At 74.4% G+C, this 16,129-nt stretch carries 13 protein-coding genes; 8 read left to right on the top strand and 5 right to left on the bottom strand.

Going from position 1 to position 16,129, the window contains the following annotated elements:
* Positions 1-22: 22 nt before the first annotated feature.
* Positions 23-853: a nitroreductase/quinone reductase family protein gene (locus tag HOP40_RS01405; protein WP_240157456.1), complete on the top strand. Its 831-nt coding sequence runs from the start codon at positions 23-25 to the stop codon at positions 851-853.
* Between the two features lie 112 nt (positions 854-965).
* Here the strand turns inward: HOP40_RS01405 and HOP40_RS01400 are convergent, their stop codons facing one another.
* The gene (locus tag HOP40_RS01400) at positions 966-2,471 is read right to left on the bottom strand and encodes a long-chain-fatty-acid--CoA ligase (protein WP_172154030.1); all 1,506 of its coding nucleotides are present in this window, start codon (positions 2,469-2,471) and stop codon (positions 966-968) included.
* 29 nt (positions 2,472-2,500) lie between these two features.
* The gene (locus HOP40_RS01395) at positions 2,501-3,106 is read right to left on the bottom strand and encodes a TetR/AcrR family transcriptional regulator (protein WP_172154029.1); all 606 of its coding nucleotides are present in this window, start codon (positions 3,104-3,106) and stop codon (positions 2,501-2,503) included.
* Between the two features lie 111 nt (positions 3,107-3,217).
* Here HOP40_RS01395 and HOP40_RS01390 point away from each other — a divergent pair, with 111 nt between their 5' ends.
* On the top strand, positions 3,218-4,390 hold the full coding sequence (locus HOP40_RS01390) for a TerC family protein (RefSeq protein ID WP_172154028.1): 1,173 nt from the start codon (positions 3,218-3,220) through the stop codon (positions 4,388-4,390).
* Positions 4,391-4,443: 53 nt separating this feature from the next.
* Here HOP40_RS01390 and HOP40_RS01385 read toward each other — a convergent pair whose 3' ends face one another.
* On the bottom strand, positions 4,444-6,588 hold the full coding sequence (locus HOP40_RS01385) for an acyl-CoA dehydrogenase family protein (RefSeq protein WP_172154027.1): 2,145 nt from the start codon (positions 6,586-6,588) through the stop codon (positions 4,444-4,446).
* A 139-nt stretch (positions 6,589-6,727) separates the two neighbouring features.
* Between HOP40_RS01385 and HOP40_RS01380 the strand changes: the two genes are divergently transcribed.
* From HOP40_RS01380 to HOP40_RS01360, 5 genes are all read left to right on the top strand, one after another.
* The gene (locus tag HOP40_RS01380; RefSeq protein WP_172154026.1) at positions 6,728-9,061 is read left to right on the top strand and encodes an ATP-binding cassette domain-containing protein; all 2,334 of its coding nucleotides are present in this window, start codon (positions 6,728-6,730) and stop codon (positions 9,059-9,061) included.
* A gap of 94 nt (positions 9,062-9,155) precedes the next feature.
* A complete protein-coding gene (locus tag HOP40_RS01375; protein WP_172154025.1) occupies positions 9,156-9,854 on the top strand; it encodes a DUF998 domain-containing protein in 699 nt (232 codons plus the stop codon).
* A gap of 29 nt (positions 9,855-9,883) precedes the next feature.
* Entirely contained in the window at positions 9,884-10,255 is a 372-nt protein-coding gene (locus HOP40_RS01370) for a YciI family protein (protein ID WP_172154024.1), read from the top strand.
* Between the two features lie 38 nt (positions 10,256-10,293).
* The gene (locus HOP40_RS01365) at positions 10,294-11,577 is read left to right on the top strand and encodes an RNA polymerase sigma factor (RefSeq protein ID WP_172154023.1); all 1,284 of its coding nucleotides are present in this window, start codon (positions 10,294-10,296) and stop codon (positions 11,575-11,577) included.
* Positions 11,567-12,712 (top strand): CaiB/BaiF CoA transferase family protein, encoded by a 1,146-nt coding sequence (locus HOP40_RS01360; protein WP_240157455.1) that lies wholly within the window; start codon positions 11,567-11,569, stop codon positions 12,710-12,712. The genes HOP40_RS01365 and HOP40_RS01360 overlap by 11 nt, the downstream gene beginning before the upstream one ends.
* Before the next feature lie 186 nt (positions 12,713-12,898).
* Here HOP40_RS01360 and HOP40_RS01355 read toward each other — a convergent pair whose 3' ends face one another.
* A complete protein-coding gene (locus HOP40_RS01355) occupies positions 12,899-14,263 on the bottom strand; it encodes a S1C family serine protease (protein WP_205347047.1) in 1,365 nt (454 codons plus the stop codon).
* Between the two features lie 92 nt (positions 14,264-14,355).
* On the opposite strand from HOP40_RS01355, the gene HOP40_RS01350 reads away from it, so the two are divergent.
* Complete coding sequence (locus tag HOP40_RS01350) at positions 14,356-14,727, top strand: hypothetical protein (RefSeq protein WP_172154021.1); 372 nt, start codon at positions 14,356-14,358, stop codon at positions 14,725-14,727.
* A gap of 40 nt (positions 14,728-14,767) precedes the next feature.
* On the opposite strand, the gene HOP40_RS01345 is transcribed toward HOP40_RS01350, so the two are convergent.
* Positions 14,768-15,937 (bottom strand): thiolase family protein, encoded by a 1,170-nt coding sequence (locus HOP40_RS01345; protein ID WP_172154020.1) that lies wholly within the window; start codon positions 15,935-15,937, stop codon positions 14,768-14,770.
* Positions 15,938-16,129 lie beyond the last annotated feature (192 nt).

The following is a 16,129-nucleotide window of genomic DNA, read 5'->3' as shown; positions in this document are numbered from 1 at the left end:
CATGCCCAGGAATGGAGAAGAATTGCCGAACGCCTTCAACGACCCGATCATCGCGGAGTTCCGCGCGCACCACGGCAGGGTCGGCGGCTGGTTCGCCGACGCCCGCCTGCTGCTGCTCACCACCACCGGTGCCCGCACCGGTGCCCCGCACACCGTGCCCCTGGGCTACCTGCCCGACGGCGGCGAGCGGGTCCTCGTCATCGGGTCGGCGGGCGGCGGACCGCGCCACCCCGCCTGGTTCCACAACCTGCGCGCCGACCCGCGCGGCACCGTCGAGACCGGCGTGTTCACCTACCCCGTCGAGGCCGAGGTCCTCGACGGCGACGAGCGCGACGCCGCGTTCGCACGCGCCGCCGAGGCCGACCCGGGCTGGGCCGCCTACCAGGACGGCACCACGCGCGTGCTGCCCGTCGTCGCCCTGCGCAGCGTCCAGGAGGGCCCGCCCGACATCGCGGCCGACTCGCCCGGCACGGCCCTGCGGCTGGTGCACGACGTGTTCCGGCGCGAGCTCGCGCTGATCCGCGCCGAGGTGGCGGGCGCCGGCCCTGGACTCGGTGCCCAGCTCCGGATGAACTGCCTGACGCTGTGCGCCGGCCTGCGCAACCACCACGGCGGCGAGGACCTGGCGATGTTCCCGTTCCTCGACCGCACCCGCCCCGACCTCGCGCCCGTGCTGGAGCGGCTGCGCCGCGAGCACGAGGAGATCGCCGCGCTCACCGCGCGGCTGGCCGACGTGCTGGCCGAGGGGGGAGCGGGGGTGGCGGCGCAGGTCGACCGCCTCGTCGACGACCTCGAGCGCCACCTCGCCTACGAGGAGGAGCACCTCATCCCCGTGCTCGACGGCGCGCGCTGACGCCCGCACAGCCCGCACACAGGCCGCGGGGCCCGCACACAGGTCCGGACCTGTGTGCGGGCCCCGGGCCCTGTGTGCGAGCCGCCCCTCGTGAGACGCGGCGGAGCGGGCGTCAGCTCCCCGTGCCCTCCGGCGCCTCCACCTCGCGGCGCAGGATCTTGCCGGTCGGGCCCTTGGGCAGCTCGTCGACGACCCACACGTGCCGCGGGTACTTGTACGCCGCCACGCGCTCCTTCACGAACGCCTTCAGCTCGTCGGGCTCGGCCGACTCGCCGGACTTGAACGCGACCGCCGCGCCGACCTCCTCGCCAAGGTCGGAGTGCTTGATCCCGATGACGGCGGCCTCGGCGACGGCGGGGTGCTCGTAGAGCGCCTCCTCGATCTCGCGCGGGTAGACGTTGTAGCCGCCGCGGATGATGAGGTCCTTCTTGCGGTCGACGATCGTGTAGTAGCCGTCGGCGTCCTTCGTGGCGATGTCGCCGGTGCGGAACCAGCCGTCGGGGATCGACTCGGCCGTGGCCTCCGGGCGGCCCCAGTAGCCCTTCATGACGTTCTCGCCGCGGATGGCGATCTCGCCGGGCTCGCCCTCGGCGACCTCCTTGCCGTCGTCGTCGACGACCTTCATCTCGCAGCCGGGGACCTCGAAGCCGATGGTGCCGGGCTTGCGCTCCTTGCCGGGCTGGTTGAACGAGGCCACCGGGGAGGTCTCGGACAGGCCGTAGCCCTCCAGGATCGTGCAGCCGAACTTGTCCTCGAACGCCTTCATGATCTCGACCGGCATCGCCGAGCCGCCGGAGATGCAGGTGCGCAGCGAGGAGACGTCGGCCGAGTCGGCGTCGTCGTGGTGCAGCATCCCGGCGTACATGGTCGGGACGCCCTCGAACACGGTGACCTGGTCGCGCGCGACGACCTCGAGCGCCTTGCCGGCGTCGAAGCGCGGGATCAGCGTCAGGCACGACCCGGTGACGACCGACGCGTTGAGCCCGCAGGTCAGGCCGAACACGTGGAACAGCGGCAGGCAGCCCATGATCACGTCGTCGGGCGTGATCTGGATGAGCGCGTCGACGGTGGTGCGGCAGTTGGTGTCGAGGTTGTGGTGCGTGAGCTCGGCGCCCTTGGGCTGCCCGGTGGTGCCGGAGGTGTAGAGGATGACGGCGGTGTCGTCGTCGGCCCGCTCGACGGCCTCGGGCGCGGGCGCCGCGCCGCCGAGCTGCTCCTCGCTCGGCCCCATCGCGCCGACGACGACCGCGTCGATGCCGACGTTCTTCGCACCGTCGGCGACCGCGTCGCCGCCGCCGTCCCAGCCGAACACGAGCGACATGCCCGAGTCCTTGAGGTAGTACTCCACCTCGCGGGCCTTGAGCAGCGGGTTCATCGGCACGACCGTGGCGCCGGCCAGCAGGGCGCCGTAGAAGACGATCGGGTAGGCGGGGACGTTGGGGAACACCAGGCCGACGCGGTCGCCCGGCTCGATCCCGCGCTCCTTGAGCATCCCGGCGACACCGGCAGCGGACGAGAGCAGGTCGGAGTAGGTCAGGACGGCGTCGTCCAGGCGCACCGCCGGACGGTCGCCGTGGTCGGCGGCCGTCTGCACCAGGTTGGCTGCGAGGTTCGTCATGGACGGACCCTAACCGGGTGCGTGGTGGGTCACACGCCAGAGCGTCCCGCGGTGATCACGGGGAGCAGCACCCGGTCGACGAGGGTCTCCACGAACTCGGCGTCGGCCGGCTCGTCGGTGAGCAGCAGGTGCTGCAGCGTCATGCCGCGGGTGACGTCGGCGACCAGCATCGCGTCGACGTCGTCGCCGACCTCCCCGCGCTCGCGCGCCCGCGCCAGGATGACCTTCATCAGCCGCGCCTCCTGCGAGCGCAGCAGCTCCAGGGCCAGCGCGCCGAGCTCGCCGCTCGACGCCGCCACCGCGAGCAGCCCGTGGGTGAGGTTGCGGGTCGGCGCGCCGGTGGGGCGGTGCAGGTTGGCGACGAGGTCGCCGCGCAGCGTGCCGGTGTCGGGCACGTCGCCGGACCCGTGACCCGCGCGGATGACGGCGTGCTGCAGCGCCGCCGTCATCAGCTCCTCCTTGCCCGACCAGCGCCGGTACACCGTCTTCGCGCTGGCGTGGGCCCGCTTGTGCACCGCGGAGACGGTCAGCCGGTCGTAGCCGACCTCGGCCAGGACCTCCAGGGCGGCGTCGAGGATCGCCGTCTCGCGCTCCGGGTCCGGCGGGCGTCCGGGCCCGCGTGTGGTCGAGGTCATACGGTCGGATCTCCTCTCCGGGGAACACAGGTGCGGGCTTCGTACGTCAGACTACAGGGAAACGACACACTGCCCTTTCCTAATGCCGCCACGCCGGAACGGATGACGCTCATGGACGTACCCGCCCTCGTCTGGGGCTTGACGATCGTCGGGATCGTCGGCCTCCTCCTCTTCGACTTCGTCTTCCACGTGCGCAAGGCGCACATCCCCACGCTGCGCGAGGCGGCGGTCTGGTCGGCGATCTACGTCGGCATCGCGATCGTCTTCGGCATCGGCGTGTGGTGGTTCGGCGGAGCGACCATGGGCACCGAGTACTTCGCCGGCTACGTCACCGAGAAGGCGCTCTCGGTCGACAACCTGTTCGTCTTCCTGATCATCATGGCGAGCTTCGCCGTGCCGCGGGCGGACCAGCAGAAGGTGCTGCTGTTCGGCATCGTGTTCTCGCTGCTCGCCCGCACGGGGTTCATCTTCCTGGGCGCGGCGCTGATCAACTCCTTCGCCTGGGTGTTCTACATCTTCGGCGCGATCCTCATCGTCACCGCGGTGAACCTGCTCCGCGAGGACGAGGACGAGGAGCAGCAGGACAACGTCATGGTCCGCCTCGCCCGCCGGTTCTTCCACACCAGCGAGCACTACGACGGCGACAAGATGTTCACCTACGAGAACGGCAAGCGGATGCTGACGCCGATGCTCCTGGTGATGGTCGCCATCGGCGCCACCGACCTGCTGTTCGCGCTCGACTCCATCCCGGCGATCTTCGGCCTGACCCAGAACACCTACATCGTGTTCACGGCCACCGCGTTCTCGCTGATGGGCCTGCGCCAGCTGTTCTTCCTGATCGACGGCCTGCTCGACCGGCTCGTCTACCTGTCCTACGGGCTCGCGATCATCCTCGGCTTCATCGGCGTCAAGCTGATCCTGCACGCCCTGCACGAGAACAACCTGCCGTTCCTCAACGGCGGCGAGCCGCTGCCGGTCGTCGAGATCAGCACCGGGCTCTCGCTGGTCGTCATCATCGGCGTCCTGGCCGTGACGGTCGTGGCCTCGCTGTTCAGCGCGTCGGGCAAGGCGAAGAGCGTGTCGTCGGCGGCGCGCAAGCACGCGAAGGAGGCCGTCGACCAGGAGCTGGACGATGACACCCGCGCCCGCAACTACGCGCTGCTCGAGGCCGACGAGCAGCGGATCAAGGACCTGCCCGACGACAAGCACGGCACGGAGGTCCGGGAGGACGCCGAGCTGCGCGAGCTCATCGAGCGGGCCCACCGGGAGCACGCGCTGCGCTGACGCACCCGTGAGTGGCGATCGTGGCCAGGACCACGATCGCCACTCACGAGGGTTCAGCTGATCAACGGGTCGCGGGGCAGGCCGAGCAGCCGCTCCGCGACCTGGTTGCGTGCGATCTCCGACGTGCCGCCCGCGATCGTCAGGCACCGCGCCCACAGGTAGCAGCGCATCACGAGCTCGTTGCCGCCGGCCACGGCCGCCGTGCCGGCCAGGCGCACCGCCAGCGCCGTGACGCGCTGGGCGTGCTCGGAGGAGAACAGCTTGTTGAGGTTGCCCTCCGGGCCGGGCTCGGTGCCGCCGACGGCCCGCGCCGCCTGGCGCAGCAGGAGCAGCCGCTTCGTCAGGTCCTCGACGACCAGCGCCCCGACCTCCCGCTCCGCGGTGTGCGGGTCGGCCGACGCGTCGGCGAGGGGCAGCAGGTCCTTGGCGCGGAACGGGATCGTGCCCGCGCCGCCCCCGCCGATCGACACGCGCTCGTTGCCCAGCGTCGCCCGCGCCACCCGCCAGCCCTGCCCGACCTCGCCGACGACGTCGGAGTCGGGCACGAACACGTCGTCGAGGAAGACCTCGTTGAACAGGGCGTCGCCGGTGAGCTCGCGCAGCGGCCGGACGTCGACGCCCGGCGAGCGCAGGTCGATCGCCATCATCGTGATGCCGGAGTGCTTCGGGCCCGAGGAGTCGGTGCGGACCGTCGCGAAGCCCCAGTCGGACTGGTGCGCGCGGGTCGTCCAGACCTTCTGGCCGGTCACCCGCCACCCACCGTCGACGCGCACGCCGCGCGTCGAGATCGCCGCCGCGTCGGAGCCCGCGCCGGGCTCGGAGAACAGCTGGCACCACTCGGTCTCCCCGCGCAGCGCGGGCAGCAGCCAGCGGTCGTGCTGCTCGGGCGTGCCGTGCTGGGAGATCGTCTGGATGTTCCAGGCGGTGATGCCCAGGGACGGCATGTCGACGCCGCGGAACTCCTGCTCGATGACGAGCTGCTCGGTGGCCGACGCGTCGCGGCCCCACGGCGGCGGCCAGTGCGGCACCAGGTAGCCCGACTCCACCATCTTCACGCGGCGCGCGGGTGCGTCCAGCCCCTCCAGCGAGGCGACGAACTCCCGGGCGGCCGCGCGGTGGGCGTCGGCCTCGGGCGGGAGGTCGAGGTCCGGGGCGCGCGTGACGCCGTCGCGCGTGAGGCGGGCGGCGTCGCGGTCGGCGTCCCCGGTCTGCGCGACGACCGCGGCGAGCGTGAGCGCGCGCCGAAGGTAGAGGTGGGCGTCGTGCTCCCAGGTGAAGCCGATGCCGCCGTGCAGCTGGATCATCGTCTCCGCGGCCCGGACGGCGCCGGGCACCGACCGCGCGGCCGCCACCGCCGCGGCGAGCTCCGCGCCGGGGGTGCCGGCCGGGGCGCGCGAGGCGTCCCACGCGGCGGCGACGGCGAGCTCGGCGTCGAGCAGCAGGTCGGCCGCCTTGTGCTTGACGGCCTGGAACGTGCCGACGGTGCGCCCGAACTGCTTGCGCTCCTGGACGTAGGCCACCGAGGTCTCCAGGCAGGCGGTCGCGATGCCCGCGGCCTCCGCGGCGGCGAGCACGCGCGTGAGCCGGCGCGCCACCGCGGCGCCGCCGAGGACCACGCCCAGCACCGGGGCGGCGTCGAGGGTGACCAGGGCGCCGCGGCGGGTGCGGTCGAGCAGCGCGGAGGGCACGTCCTTCGTGACTGCCCCGACGACGGCCTCGACGACGACCACGTCGTCGCCCGCGACCAGCAGGAACAGCTCCGCCAGCCCGCCGCCCAGGACGAACCCGGCGTCGCCGCTCGCGGTGGTGCCGTCGGTGGTGACGCCCGAGCCGAGCCCGACGGCCGCGGTGCGCGACCCGTCGGCCAGCCCCGGCAGCAGCGACGCCCGCAGCTCCGGCGTGCCGGCCTCGGTCAGGACCGCCGACGCCAGCACGGTCGGCAGGAACGGCCCGGGCGCGACGACGCGCCCCAGCTCCTCCAGCACGACCGCCAGCTCGGGCAGCCCGGCGCCCTCGCCGCCGTGCTCCTCGGGCACGGCGAGCCCGAGCCAGCCGAGCCCGGCCAGCTCCTTCCACGACGCGGGGAGCGCCTCGTCGGGCCGGTCGAGCAGGTCCCGCGCGGCCGCGCGCTGTCCGGAGAGGGCGGAGCGGGCCACCTGGGCCAGCGTCCGGTGGTCGTCGGTGATCGCCAGAGCCATGCCTGCACGCTAACCGGCGCGCCGCCCCGGCGGGAGGCGCTCGCGGGGCGATGATCTCCGGCGGGTTCGGGCCCGACGCGTTGACGGGACGCGGGAGCGGGTTAGGTTACGGCCACCACGGGCGACCAGGGGGACCTCGATGCAGTCGTTGGAGCTGGTCGCGGCCGGGCGGCGGATGCAGGTGCCGCCCGGACGCCCTTTCGTCATCGGGCGCGGCCCCACCGCCGATCTCGACCTCCCGGGCGCGCACGTCTCGCGCACCCACCTCGTCGTCGAGCTCGCCGACGGCCGCTGGACGATCACCGACCACTCCCGCTACGGCACGTTCGCCGGCGGCAGGCGCGTCACGACGATGGCGGTGACGGGCCCGGTCACCGTGCACCTCGGCACGCCGCCGGACGTCACGGCGCTGGAGTTCCGGCCGGTCGGGGCCCCACCGCCGGCGCCCGACCGGCTGCCCCCGGTGCCCGCGGGCGGCGTGCTGGCGCGGCAGGGCGGCGGCGCCACCATGAGCTACAGCGTCGCGCGGGCCGCCCAGACCGCGCGCATCCGGGTGGGCCGGCTGCCCGACAACGACGTCGTCCTCGACGACCTGCTCGTCTCCCGCCACCACGCCGAGCTGAGCCGCACCGGCCAGGGCTGGCAGATCGCCGACCTCGGCACCGGCAACGGCACGTTCGTCAACGGGGTGCGGGTGCGGACCGCCGCCGTCGGGCCGCGCGACGTCATCGGCATCGGGCACGCGCTCCTGCAGCTGCACGGCGACGAGCTGGTCGCGGCCGTCGACACCGGCGACGTCGCCTTCGAGGTGCGCGACCTCGGCGTCACCACGCCGGAGGGCAAGGCCCTGATGCGCGACGTCGGCTTCGGGCTGGCCGGCAAGAGCCTGCTGGCGGTGGTGGGGCCCAGCGGGGCGGGGAAGTCGACGCTGCTGCGGGCGCTCACGGGCAGCCGGCCCGCCGACATCGGCGAGGTCCGCTACGCCGGGCGCGACCTCTACGCCGAGTTCGACGAGCTGCGCCACCGCATCGGCCTCGTCCCGCAGGACGACGTGCTGCACACCCAGCTGACGGTGCGACGCGCCCTGCGCTACGCCGCCCGCCTGCGCTTCCCGGCCGACGTCAAGCGGGCCGACCGCGAGCGCCGGATCACCGAGGTGCTCGAGGAGCTCGGCCTCACGAAGCACGCCGACCAGCGCATCGACACGCTGTCGGGCGGGCAGCGCAAGCGCACGTCGGTGGCGCTGGAGCTGCTCACCAAGCCGACGCTGCTGTTCCTCGACGAGCCGACGTCCGGGCTCGACCCGGGGCTGGACAAGGCCGTCATGCAGACGCTGCGCGGCCTGGCCGACGGCGGGCGCACGGTCGTCGTCGTCACCCACAGCGTCGCCAACCTCGACCAGTGCGACCGCCTGCTCGTCCTCGCTCCCGGCGGCCACGTCGCCTACTTCGGCCCGCCCGGTGAGGCGCTGGCCTACTTCAACCAGCCCGACTACGCCGAGATGTTCCTGCTGCTGAGCCGCGTTCCGGGCGACCAGATCGGGGCGCGCTTCCGGCAGTCGGTGCAGCACCGGCGCTACGTCGCGGGCGCCACCGGTCACACCCCCCGGATCGCCGACCGCTCGGCCCCCGCGGCGGCCCCGCCGCAGCAGCGCTTCGGCACCCAGCTCGCGGTGCTGTGCCGGCGCTACCTGGCGGTCATCGCGTCGGACAAGCAGTACGCGATCTCGCTGGCCGTGCTCCCGCTGATGCTCAGCCTGCTGGCCCGCCTGGTGCCCGGCGACTCCGGCCTGTCGGTCACGGCCGCCCTCGGCGCCGCCGACGCCCAACCGCTGCAGCTGCTGCTCGTGCTGGTCGTCGGCGGGGCGCTGGTGGGGCTGGCCGCGTCGATCCGGGAGCTGGTGAAGGAACGTCCGGTGTACGTCCGGGAGCGCGCCATCGGGTTGTCGCTACCGGCCTACCTGGTGTCGAAGCTGCTGGTGCTCGGCGTGATCACCGGGCTGCAGGCGGTGCTGTTCACGCTGCTCGCGACGCTCGGGCGCGACGGCCCCGACGAGGCGCTCGTCCTGGGGTCGCCGGTGGCGGAGGTGCTGCTCGCCGTCGTCGCCGTCACCGTGGCGTCGATGGTGGCCGGGCTCGCGATCTCCGCGTTCATCGACAACGCCGACCGCGGCATGCCGCTGCTGGTGCTCGTGCTGATGCTGGAGCTCGTCGTCAGCGGCGGGATCTTCCCCGTGCACGGGCGGCCGGTGCTGGAGCAGCTGGCGTGGCTGGTGCCGTCGCGGTGGGCGTTCGCGATGGGCTCCACGACCATCGACATGAACCGGCTGCAGACCGACCCTGACCCGCTCTGGGAGCACACCGCCGGCCAGTGGGTGGTCGCGGTGGTCGTGCTCGTCGCGATCGTGGCGGTGCTCGTGGCGCTCACGGCGGTGCTGCTGCGGCGCCTCGACCCGGTGCGGGCGCGGCGCTGAGACTCCCTCCGGCGCGGGTGCAAAATCAGCCCGGGCCGTTCGTGGAGTCGGTACACGCCCCCGACGACCGGGGGCAGGACACCGGGAGACCGCCATGACCACCATCCCCACCCGCGCCGGCACCGTCTCGACGCCCGAGGAGCTCACCGCCGACCGCGTCACGAAGTCGCTGCTGGGCTACGGCGTCATCGCCGGCCCGGTGTACGTCGTCGCCTCGGTGGTGCAGGGCCTGCTGCGCGAGGGCTTCGACTTCTCCCGCCACGCCTGGAGCCAGCTCGCGCTCGGCGACGGCGGCTGGATCCAGGTCACCAACCTCGTCGCGACCGGCGTCATGACGGTCCTGGCCGCGATCGGCCTGCGCCGCGCCCTGCGCACCGGCCCGGCCGCGACGGCGGCCCCGGTGCTGCTGGCGCTGTTCGGGCTGAGCCTGGTCGTCGCCGGGATCTTCCCCGTCGACGCCGTGAACGGGTTCCCCGCGGACCTGCCGCAGGCCACGACGATCAGCGGCACCGCGGCGGTGCACCTGCTCGCCGGCGCGCTCGGGTTCCCGTGCCTCGCCGCGGCGCTGCTCGTCCTGGCCCGGCGGCTCTCCCGTGAGGGGTTCGGGGGGCCGGCCACGGCCTGCCGGGTCGTCGCCCCGCTGTTCCTCGCCGGGTTCCTCGGCCTGGCGTCGGGGCTGCTCGGGGCGGCGGGCGTGCCGGTGTTCGTGGCCGTCGTCGTCGCCGTGTTCGCGCTGCTCACCGTCGTGTTCGTCCACCGCTACCGGACCATGCCGAACACCGACGGCCGCTGAGACCTCCCCCGTCAGGAAGGACCACTCCGATGCGCTACCTCGTCGTTCTCGAGGCCACCACCCCCGACGCCCCGCCGCCCGCCGAGCTGATGGCCGGCATCCTGCAGCTGGGGGAGGACGCCACCCGCGCCGGCGTGCTCCTCGACACCGCGGGCCTCGCCCCGAGCGCCGCGGGCGCGAAGGTCGCCGTCGGCGGCGACGGCCTCCGCGTCACCGACGGCCCGTTCGCGGAGTCCAAGGAGATGATCAGCTACGCCGTCTACGACACCCGCACCAAGGAGGAGGCGGTGGAGTGGACGAGCCGGTTCATGGCCCTGCACCGCGACCTCTGGCCCGGCTGGGAGGGCGAGGCGCGGGTGCTGAAGGTGATGGGGCCCGAGGACTTCGGGCCCCCGTCCTGAGCGCGCCGGCCTGAGGGTGGGCCCGGCATGATGGCGGGGTGACCGGTGCGTCGGGCGTCGCGGCCGTGGAGGCGGTGTGGCGCATCGAGTCGGCGCGGCTGGTGGCCGGGCTCGCCCGGTTCACCGGCGACGTCGGCACCGCCGAGGAGCTCGCGCAGGACGCGCTCGTCGCGGCGCTGGAGCGGTGGCCGGTCTCCGGGGTCCCGCCCAACCCCGGCGGCTGGCTGATGACCACGGCGAAGAACCGGGCCGTCGACGGCTTCCGGCGCGCGGCCGTGCACCGCCGCGCCGTCGAGGCGATCGGCCGGGACGCGACCGACGTCGTCGACGAGCGCGACGCCGTCGACGACGCCCTGGACGACCCGGTCGGCGACGACGTCCTGCGCCTGCTCTTCACCGCCTGCCACCCCGCGCTGCACCGCGACCACCGCGTCGCCCTCGTGCTGCGCTGCCTCTCGGGCCTGCGCACCGACGAGATCGCGCGGGCGTTCCTGGTGCCCGACCCGGTGGCCGGGCAGCGCATCTCGCGGGCGAAGAAGGCGTTGCGGGACAAGGGGATCCGGTTCGCGATGCCGGGTCCGGACGAGCTGGTCGAGCGCCTCGCGAGCGTCCTCGAGGTGATCTACCTGGTGTTCAACGAGGGCTACAGCGCCACCGCGGGCGAGGACTGGATGCGCCCCGAGCTGTGCGCCGAGGCGCTGCGCCTGGCCCGGCTCACGGCGTCGCTGGTGCCGGAGCAGGCGGAGGCGCACGGGCTGGCCGCGCTGCTGGAGCTCACGCAGGCGCGCGCCGCCGCCCGCCACGACGCCGACGGCCGCCCGGTCCTGCTGCAGCACCAGGACCGGCGCCGGTGGGACGCCCTGCTGGTCCGGCGCGGCCTCGCGGCGCTGGCCCGGGCCGCGGAGGCCGGTGCGATCGGGCCGTACACGCTGCAGGCGGCCGTCGCGGCCTGCCACGCCACCGCCCGCACCGCCGACGAGACCGACCGCGCGCAGATCGCCGCGCTCTACGACGTGCTCGCCGCGGGGTGGCCCTCGCCCGTCGTCGCGCTGAACCGGGCGATGGCCCACGGCTACGCGTCCGGGCCCGAGGCCGGTCTGGCGCTGTTCGAGGAGGTCGACGAGGTGGCGCTGGCTGCCTACCCGCAGCGGCCCGCCGTGCACGGCGAGCTGCTGGCCATGGCCGGGCGGCACGCCGAGGCCGCCGACCGCTTCGCCGAGGCGGCCGTGCTCACCCGCAACGAGCCCGAGCGAGCCCTGTTCGCGGCCCGCGCCGCGGAGGCCGCCGCCGCCCATGCACCAGAATCGGGTCGTGATCGCTGACGACCGCCCGACCGGACCGCTCGCGGGGGTGGTCGTCGCCGACTTCGCCCGCATCCTGGCCGGCCCCTACGCCACCATGCTGCTCGCCGACCTCGGCGCCACCGTGATCAAGGTGGAGGGTCCGCCGACGGGCGACGACACCCGCACGTGGACGCCCCCGGTCTCCGCCGACGGCACCGCCACCTACTACCTCTCGACCAACCGCAACAAGCGCTCGATCGTCCTGGACCTGCGCGACGCCGACGACCTCGCCGTCGCCCGCCGCCTCGCCGACCGCGCCGACGTCCTCGTCGAGAACTTCAAGCCCGGCGGGCTCGCGCAGTTCGGGCTCGACCACCCGACGGTCTCGGCCACCAACCCCGGCCTCGTCTACTGCTCGATCTCGGGCTTCGGCCCCGACTCCGGCCTGCCCGGCTACGACCTGCTCGCGCAGGCGGTGTCGGGGCTGATGAGCGTCACCGGCGAGGCCGACGGGCCGCCGCTGCGGGCCGGCGTCGCGGTGCTGGACGTCATCACCGGGCTGCACGCGACCGTCGCGGTCCTCGCCGCGCTGCACCACCGCGACGCCACCGGCGAGGGCCAGCACGTGCAGACCAACCTGCTGTCCGCCGGGCTCTCGGCGCTGGTCAACCAGACGTCGGCGGTGCTCGCGGGCGGGGTCGTCCCGCGGCGGCTGGGCAACGCCCACCTGAGCCTGTTCCCCTACGAGCCGCTGCCCACCGGCGACGGCGAGCTGATCGTCATCGCGGCCAACGACGGCCAGTTCCGCAAGCTCGCCGAGGCGATCGGGGCGCCGGAGCTGCTCGACGACCCGCGCTTCGGCTCGATGGCCGACCGCAACGCCCACCGCGACGAGCTCCGTCCCCTGCTGCTCGAGCGCCTCGCCACCCGGTCCGCGCAGGAGTGGTTCGACGTCCTCGCCCCGATCGGCGTGCCGTGCGGCCCGATCCAGGGCGTCGACGAGGGGCTCGCGCTGGCCGAGCGGCTCGGGCTCGACCCGGTGGTGCGGCCGGGCGGCGTGCCGAGCGTCCGCAACCCCGTCAGCTACTCCGCCACCCCGCCCGCCTACCACCGCCCGCCCCCCGGCCTGGGCGCCGACGAGGCCGAGATCCGGGCCTGGCTCGCCGAGGGATGACCGGCCCGCGACACGCGCGCAACGGGACCCCGACTCGCGCGCAACGAGACCCCGACTCGCGCGCAGTGGGACCCCGACTCGCGCGCAACGAGACCCCGACTCGCGGGGGAACTCCCGCGAGTCGGGGTCTCGTGGTGACCGTGTCGGGGTCGCGTCGTCGTCAGCCGCCCCGGCCTGCTCGGTCGGCTAGTTCCCGAAGGGGCTGCCGAAAGGGGTCTGCGGGACGGTCTGGGCCTGGCCGCCGCTGCTCGTCGACGCCGCCCGGTCCGGGGCGCTGCCCAGGGTGACCTCGACGGTCCGCTCGGACCCGCCCTCCCCGACCGTCAGCGTGACGGTGTCGCCGGGGGTCTGCGCGCCGATGCGGGCGACGAGGTCGGCGAAGTCCTCGACGCGGGCGTCGCCGACCTTCGTGACGACGTCCCCGGCCGCGAGCCCCGCCTGCGCGGCCGCCGAGCCGGGCTCGACCGCGGCGATCTGCGCGCCGCCCCCGCTGCTCGCCGCCGCGTTGCCCTGCACGCCGAGCACCGGCTTGGTGGCCGTGCCCGAGTCGAGGATCTCCTGCGCCACGCGCTTGGCCTGGTCGACCGGGATCGCGAAGCCGAGGCCGATGCTGCCCGTGCTCTGGCTGCTGCCGGTGGCGATCGCGGAGTTGATGCCCACGACGCGGCCCTGCAGGTCGACCAGCGGCCCGCCGGAGTTGCCCTGGTTGATCGGGGTGTCGGTCTGCAGCCCGTTGTAGACGACGGCCGAGCCGTCCTCGCCCTGGACGGCGACGGTGCGGTCGAACGCGCTGACGATGCCGGTCGTCACCGTGCCGGTGAGGCCCTGCGGCGACCCGATCGCGACGACCTGCTGCCCGACCTGCAGGTCCGCGCTGTTCCCCAGCACGGCCGGGGTGAGCCCGGAGACCCCCTGGAGCTGGAGCACCGCGAGGTCGTAGCTCGGCGAGGTGCCCACGACGGTGGCCGCGTGCGTGCTGCCGTCGGCGAGGGTGACGGTGATGTCGCCCGTGCTGCCGGCGACCACGTGGTTGTTGGTGAGCACGGCGCCGTCGGCGGTGAGGACCACGCCGCTGCCCTCCGCGGTGCCCTGCGCGAGGGTGACGCGGATGTCGACCGTGCTCGGCGTCGCCGTGGCGGCGGCGCCCGCGACCGTCCCGGCCGTCGCGGCCGCGGCCGGCGACGCGGGGGAGGTGAGCAGCGTCGACGCCGGCGAGTCGTCCTCCAGCAGCGCGTACGCACCGCCGAAGCCCGCGCCGCCGCCGACGAGCCCGGCGATGAGCGCGGCCGTGACGATGCCGGTCATCGTCCGCGACCGGCGCGGGCGGTCGGCGGGGCCGGTCGGCGCGCCGCCGGGGCCGGTCGGCCCGGTCGGGCCCGTGGCGAACGAGCCGTAGGCCGGGTAGGTCGGGTGGGTGTGCCCGTGCGTGTGGCGGGCGGCCCCCGACGGATCCGGAGCAGGGGCTCCGGCGTAAGCGGGGACGGGGTGCTGGTCGGTGCGGGGGCCCAGGGGCGCGCTCGCGTCCGGTCCCTGCTCCCTGTTCTCGGTCATGGCACCACGATGGGCCGGGAGCCTGGGAGGGAGCTGAGATGCTCCTGGGAATCCCCTACCGATCGCGGGCTGTCAGGGCTACCTTGACGCCCATGAGCGACGACTGGACCGCGCGCGCCCTCGACGCCGACGTCACCGCCGCCTCCGCCGCCGTCCAGGTGGCCGCCGTCGGGGAGGCCGGGCGCCAGGCCGACCTGCTGCTGGGGCGGTGGCCCGCGCCCGGCAGCGTCGAGTGGCACGCCGAGGAGGGCACCGACGTGCCGCGGCAGCGGGAGCGCGCGTGGCAGCTCCTGCAGCTGCGCATCGGGCTCGGGGCGGGCCTGGACCCGTGGCCGACGGTGCTGGGCCTGCGCCGCCACGGCGCCACCTGGGACGAGATCGCCCGGGCCGCGGGCGTCACGCGGCAGGCCGCCCACGAGAGGTGGTCCGGCCGCGTGAACGCCCTGCTGCGGGGCCCGTCCTAGGAGCCCGTCGCAGCCCAGGAGCCCATCGCAGCCCAGGAGCTCAGCGCAGCAGCTCGACGATCGTCGCGTTCGCCGTGCCGCCGCCCTCGCACATGGTCTGCAGGCCGTAGCGGATGTCGCGGTCGCGCATGTGGTGCACGAGCCGGGTCATGAGGACGGTGCCGGAGGCGCCCAGCGGGTGCCCGACGGCGATGGCGCCGCCGAGGGGGTTGAGCCGGTCGGGGTCGGCGCCGAACTCCGCCTGCCAGGCCAGCGGCACGGGGGCGAAGGCCTCGTTGACCTCGAACGCGCCGATGTCGGATACCGACAGCCCGGTGCGCTTGAGCACCTTCGCCGTGGCCGGGATCGGGCCGGTGAGCATCTTGAGCGGGTCGGCGCCGCTGACCGCGCCGCCGTGGTAGCGCGCGATCGGCGTCAGCCCCAGCTCGGCGGCCCGCTCCGGCGTCGTGATCAGCACGGCCGAGGCGCCGTCGGAGATCTGCGAGCTGTTGCCGGCGTGGATGACGCCGTCCTCGCGGAAGACCGGCTTGAGCTTCGCGAGCGTGTCGGGCGTGGTGCCGCGGCGCAGGCCCTCGTCGGCGGTGAGGCCGGGGGCGTCCGGGACGGGCGCGAGCTGGGCGTCGAAGGCGCCCGCGTCGATCGCGGCGGCCGCGAGCGCGTGCGACCGCGCCGAGTACTCGTCGAGCTGGGCACGCGAGAAGCCCCACTCCGCGGCGATGCGCTCGGCGCCGATGCCCTGGTTGAAGTCGCCGCCGGGGAACTCGCCGCTGGTGAGGTCGGCAGCGTAGCGCTCGCGCACCAGCGGGCCGAACGGGCGGCCCAGGTCGCGGCCCGAGCCCAGCGGGACGCGCGTCATGGACTCGACGCCCCCGGCCACGACGACGTCGTACTGCCCGGACATGACCATGCCGGCGGCGAAGTCGAACGACGACTGGCTCGACCCGCACGCCCGGTTGATCGTGACGCCGGGGACGCTCTCCGGCCAGCCCGCGGCGAGCACGGCGTAGCGCCCCACCTGCGACGCCTGGTCGCCGACCTGGTTGACGCACCCCCACACGACGTCGTCGACGACGGACGGGTCGATGCCGGTGCGCTCGGCCAGCGCGCGCAGCACCACGGCGGAGAGGTCGACGGGGTGGACCTCGGCGAGCGATCCCTTCCGCTTGCCGATGGGCGTGCGGACCGCGTCGACGATGACGGCGTCGGGCATGTGATCTCCTCCACTGCTGGGGCGGGTCCGGCGACGGACCGGCCCCTGCAGCGTATGGTCTGGACTCGCGAAGGGGAGTAGCTCCCAACGTCGCGGTCGACACACTGGCTCCCCGCCCATCTCCGGGACGCCCGGCCGCACGGCCTGCACCACCAGGCGAGCGAGACCTTCGATCCGGTGACTGCCACCGGG

It is taken from the genome of Pseudonocardia broussonetiae (assembly GCF_013155125.1).
Classification (GTDB): Bacteria; Actinomycetota; Actinomycetes; order Mycobacteriales; family Pseudonocardiaceae; genus Pseudonocardia; species Pseudonocardia broussonetiae.
Note: the sequence above shows the minus strand (reverse complement) of the source record. Positions and strands in the feature narration are given on the sequence as shown.

What these genes read in the sequence shown, in the direction of transcription:
- HOP40_RS01400 (WP_172154030.1), bottom strand. Translation starts at nt 2,471, where the DNA reads ATGACGAACCTCGCAGCCAACCTGGTGCAGACGGCCGCCGACCACGGC.
- HOP40_RS01395 (WP_172154029.1), bottom strand. Translation starts at nt 3,106, where the DNA reads ATGACCTCGACCACACGCGGGCCCGGACGCCCGCCGGACCCGGAGCGC.
- HOP40_RS01390 (WP_172154028.1), top strand. Translation starts at nt 3,218, where the DNA reads ATGGACGTACCCGCCCTCGTCTGGGGCTTGACGATCGTCGGGATCGTC.
- HOP40_RS01385 (WP_172154027.1), bottom strand. Translation starts at nt 6,588, where the DNA reads ATGGCTCTGGCGATCACCGACGACCACCGGACGCTGGCCCAGGTGGCC.
- HOP40_RS01380 (WP_172154026.1), top strand. Translation starts at nt 6,728, where the DNA reads ATGCAGTCGTTGGAGCTGGTCGCGGCCGGGCGGCGGATGCAGGTGCCG.
- HOP40_RS01375 (WP_172154025.1), top strand. Translation starts at nt 9,156, where the DNA reads ATGACCACCATCCCCACCCGCGCCGGCACCGTCTCGACGCCCGAGGAG.
- HOP40_RS01370 (WP_172154024.1), top strand. Translation starts at nt 9,884, where the DNA reads ATGCGCTACCTCGTCGTTCTCGAGGCCACCACCCCCGACGCCCCGCCG.
- HOP40_RS01355 (WP_205347047.1), bottom strand. Translation starts at nt 14,263, where the DNA reads ATGACCGAGAACAGGGAGCAGGGACCGGACGCGAGCGCGCCCCTGGGC.
- HOP40_RS01350 (WP_172154021.1), top strand. Translation starts at nt 14,356, where the DNA reads ATGAGCGACGACTGGACCGCGCGCGCCCTCGACGCCGACGTCACCGCC.
- HOP40_RS01345 (WP_172154020.1), bottom strand. Translation starts at nt 15,937, where the DNA reads ATGCCCGACGCCGTCATCGTCGACGCGGTCCGCACGCCCATCGGCAAG.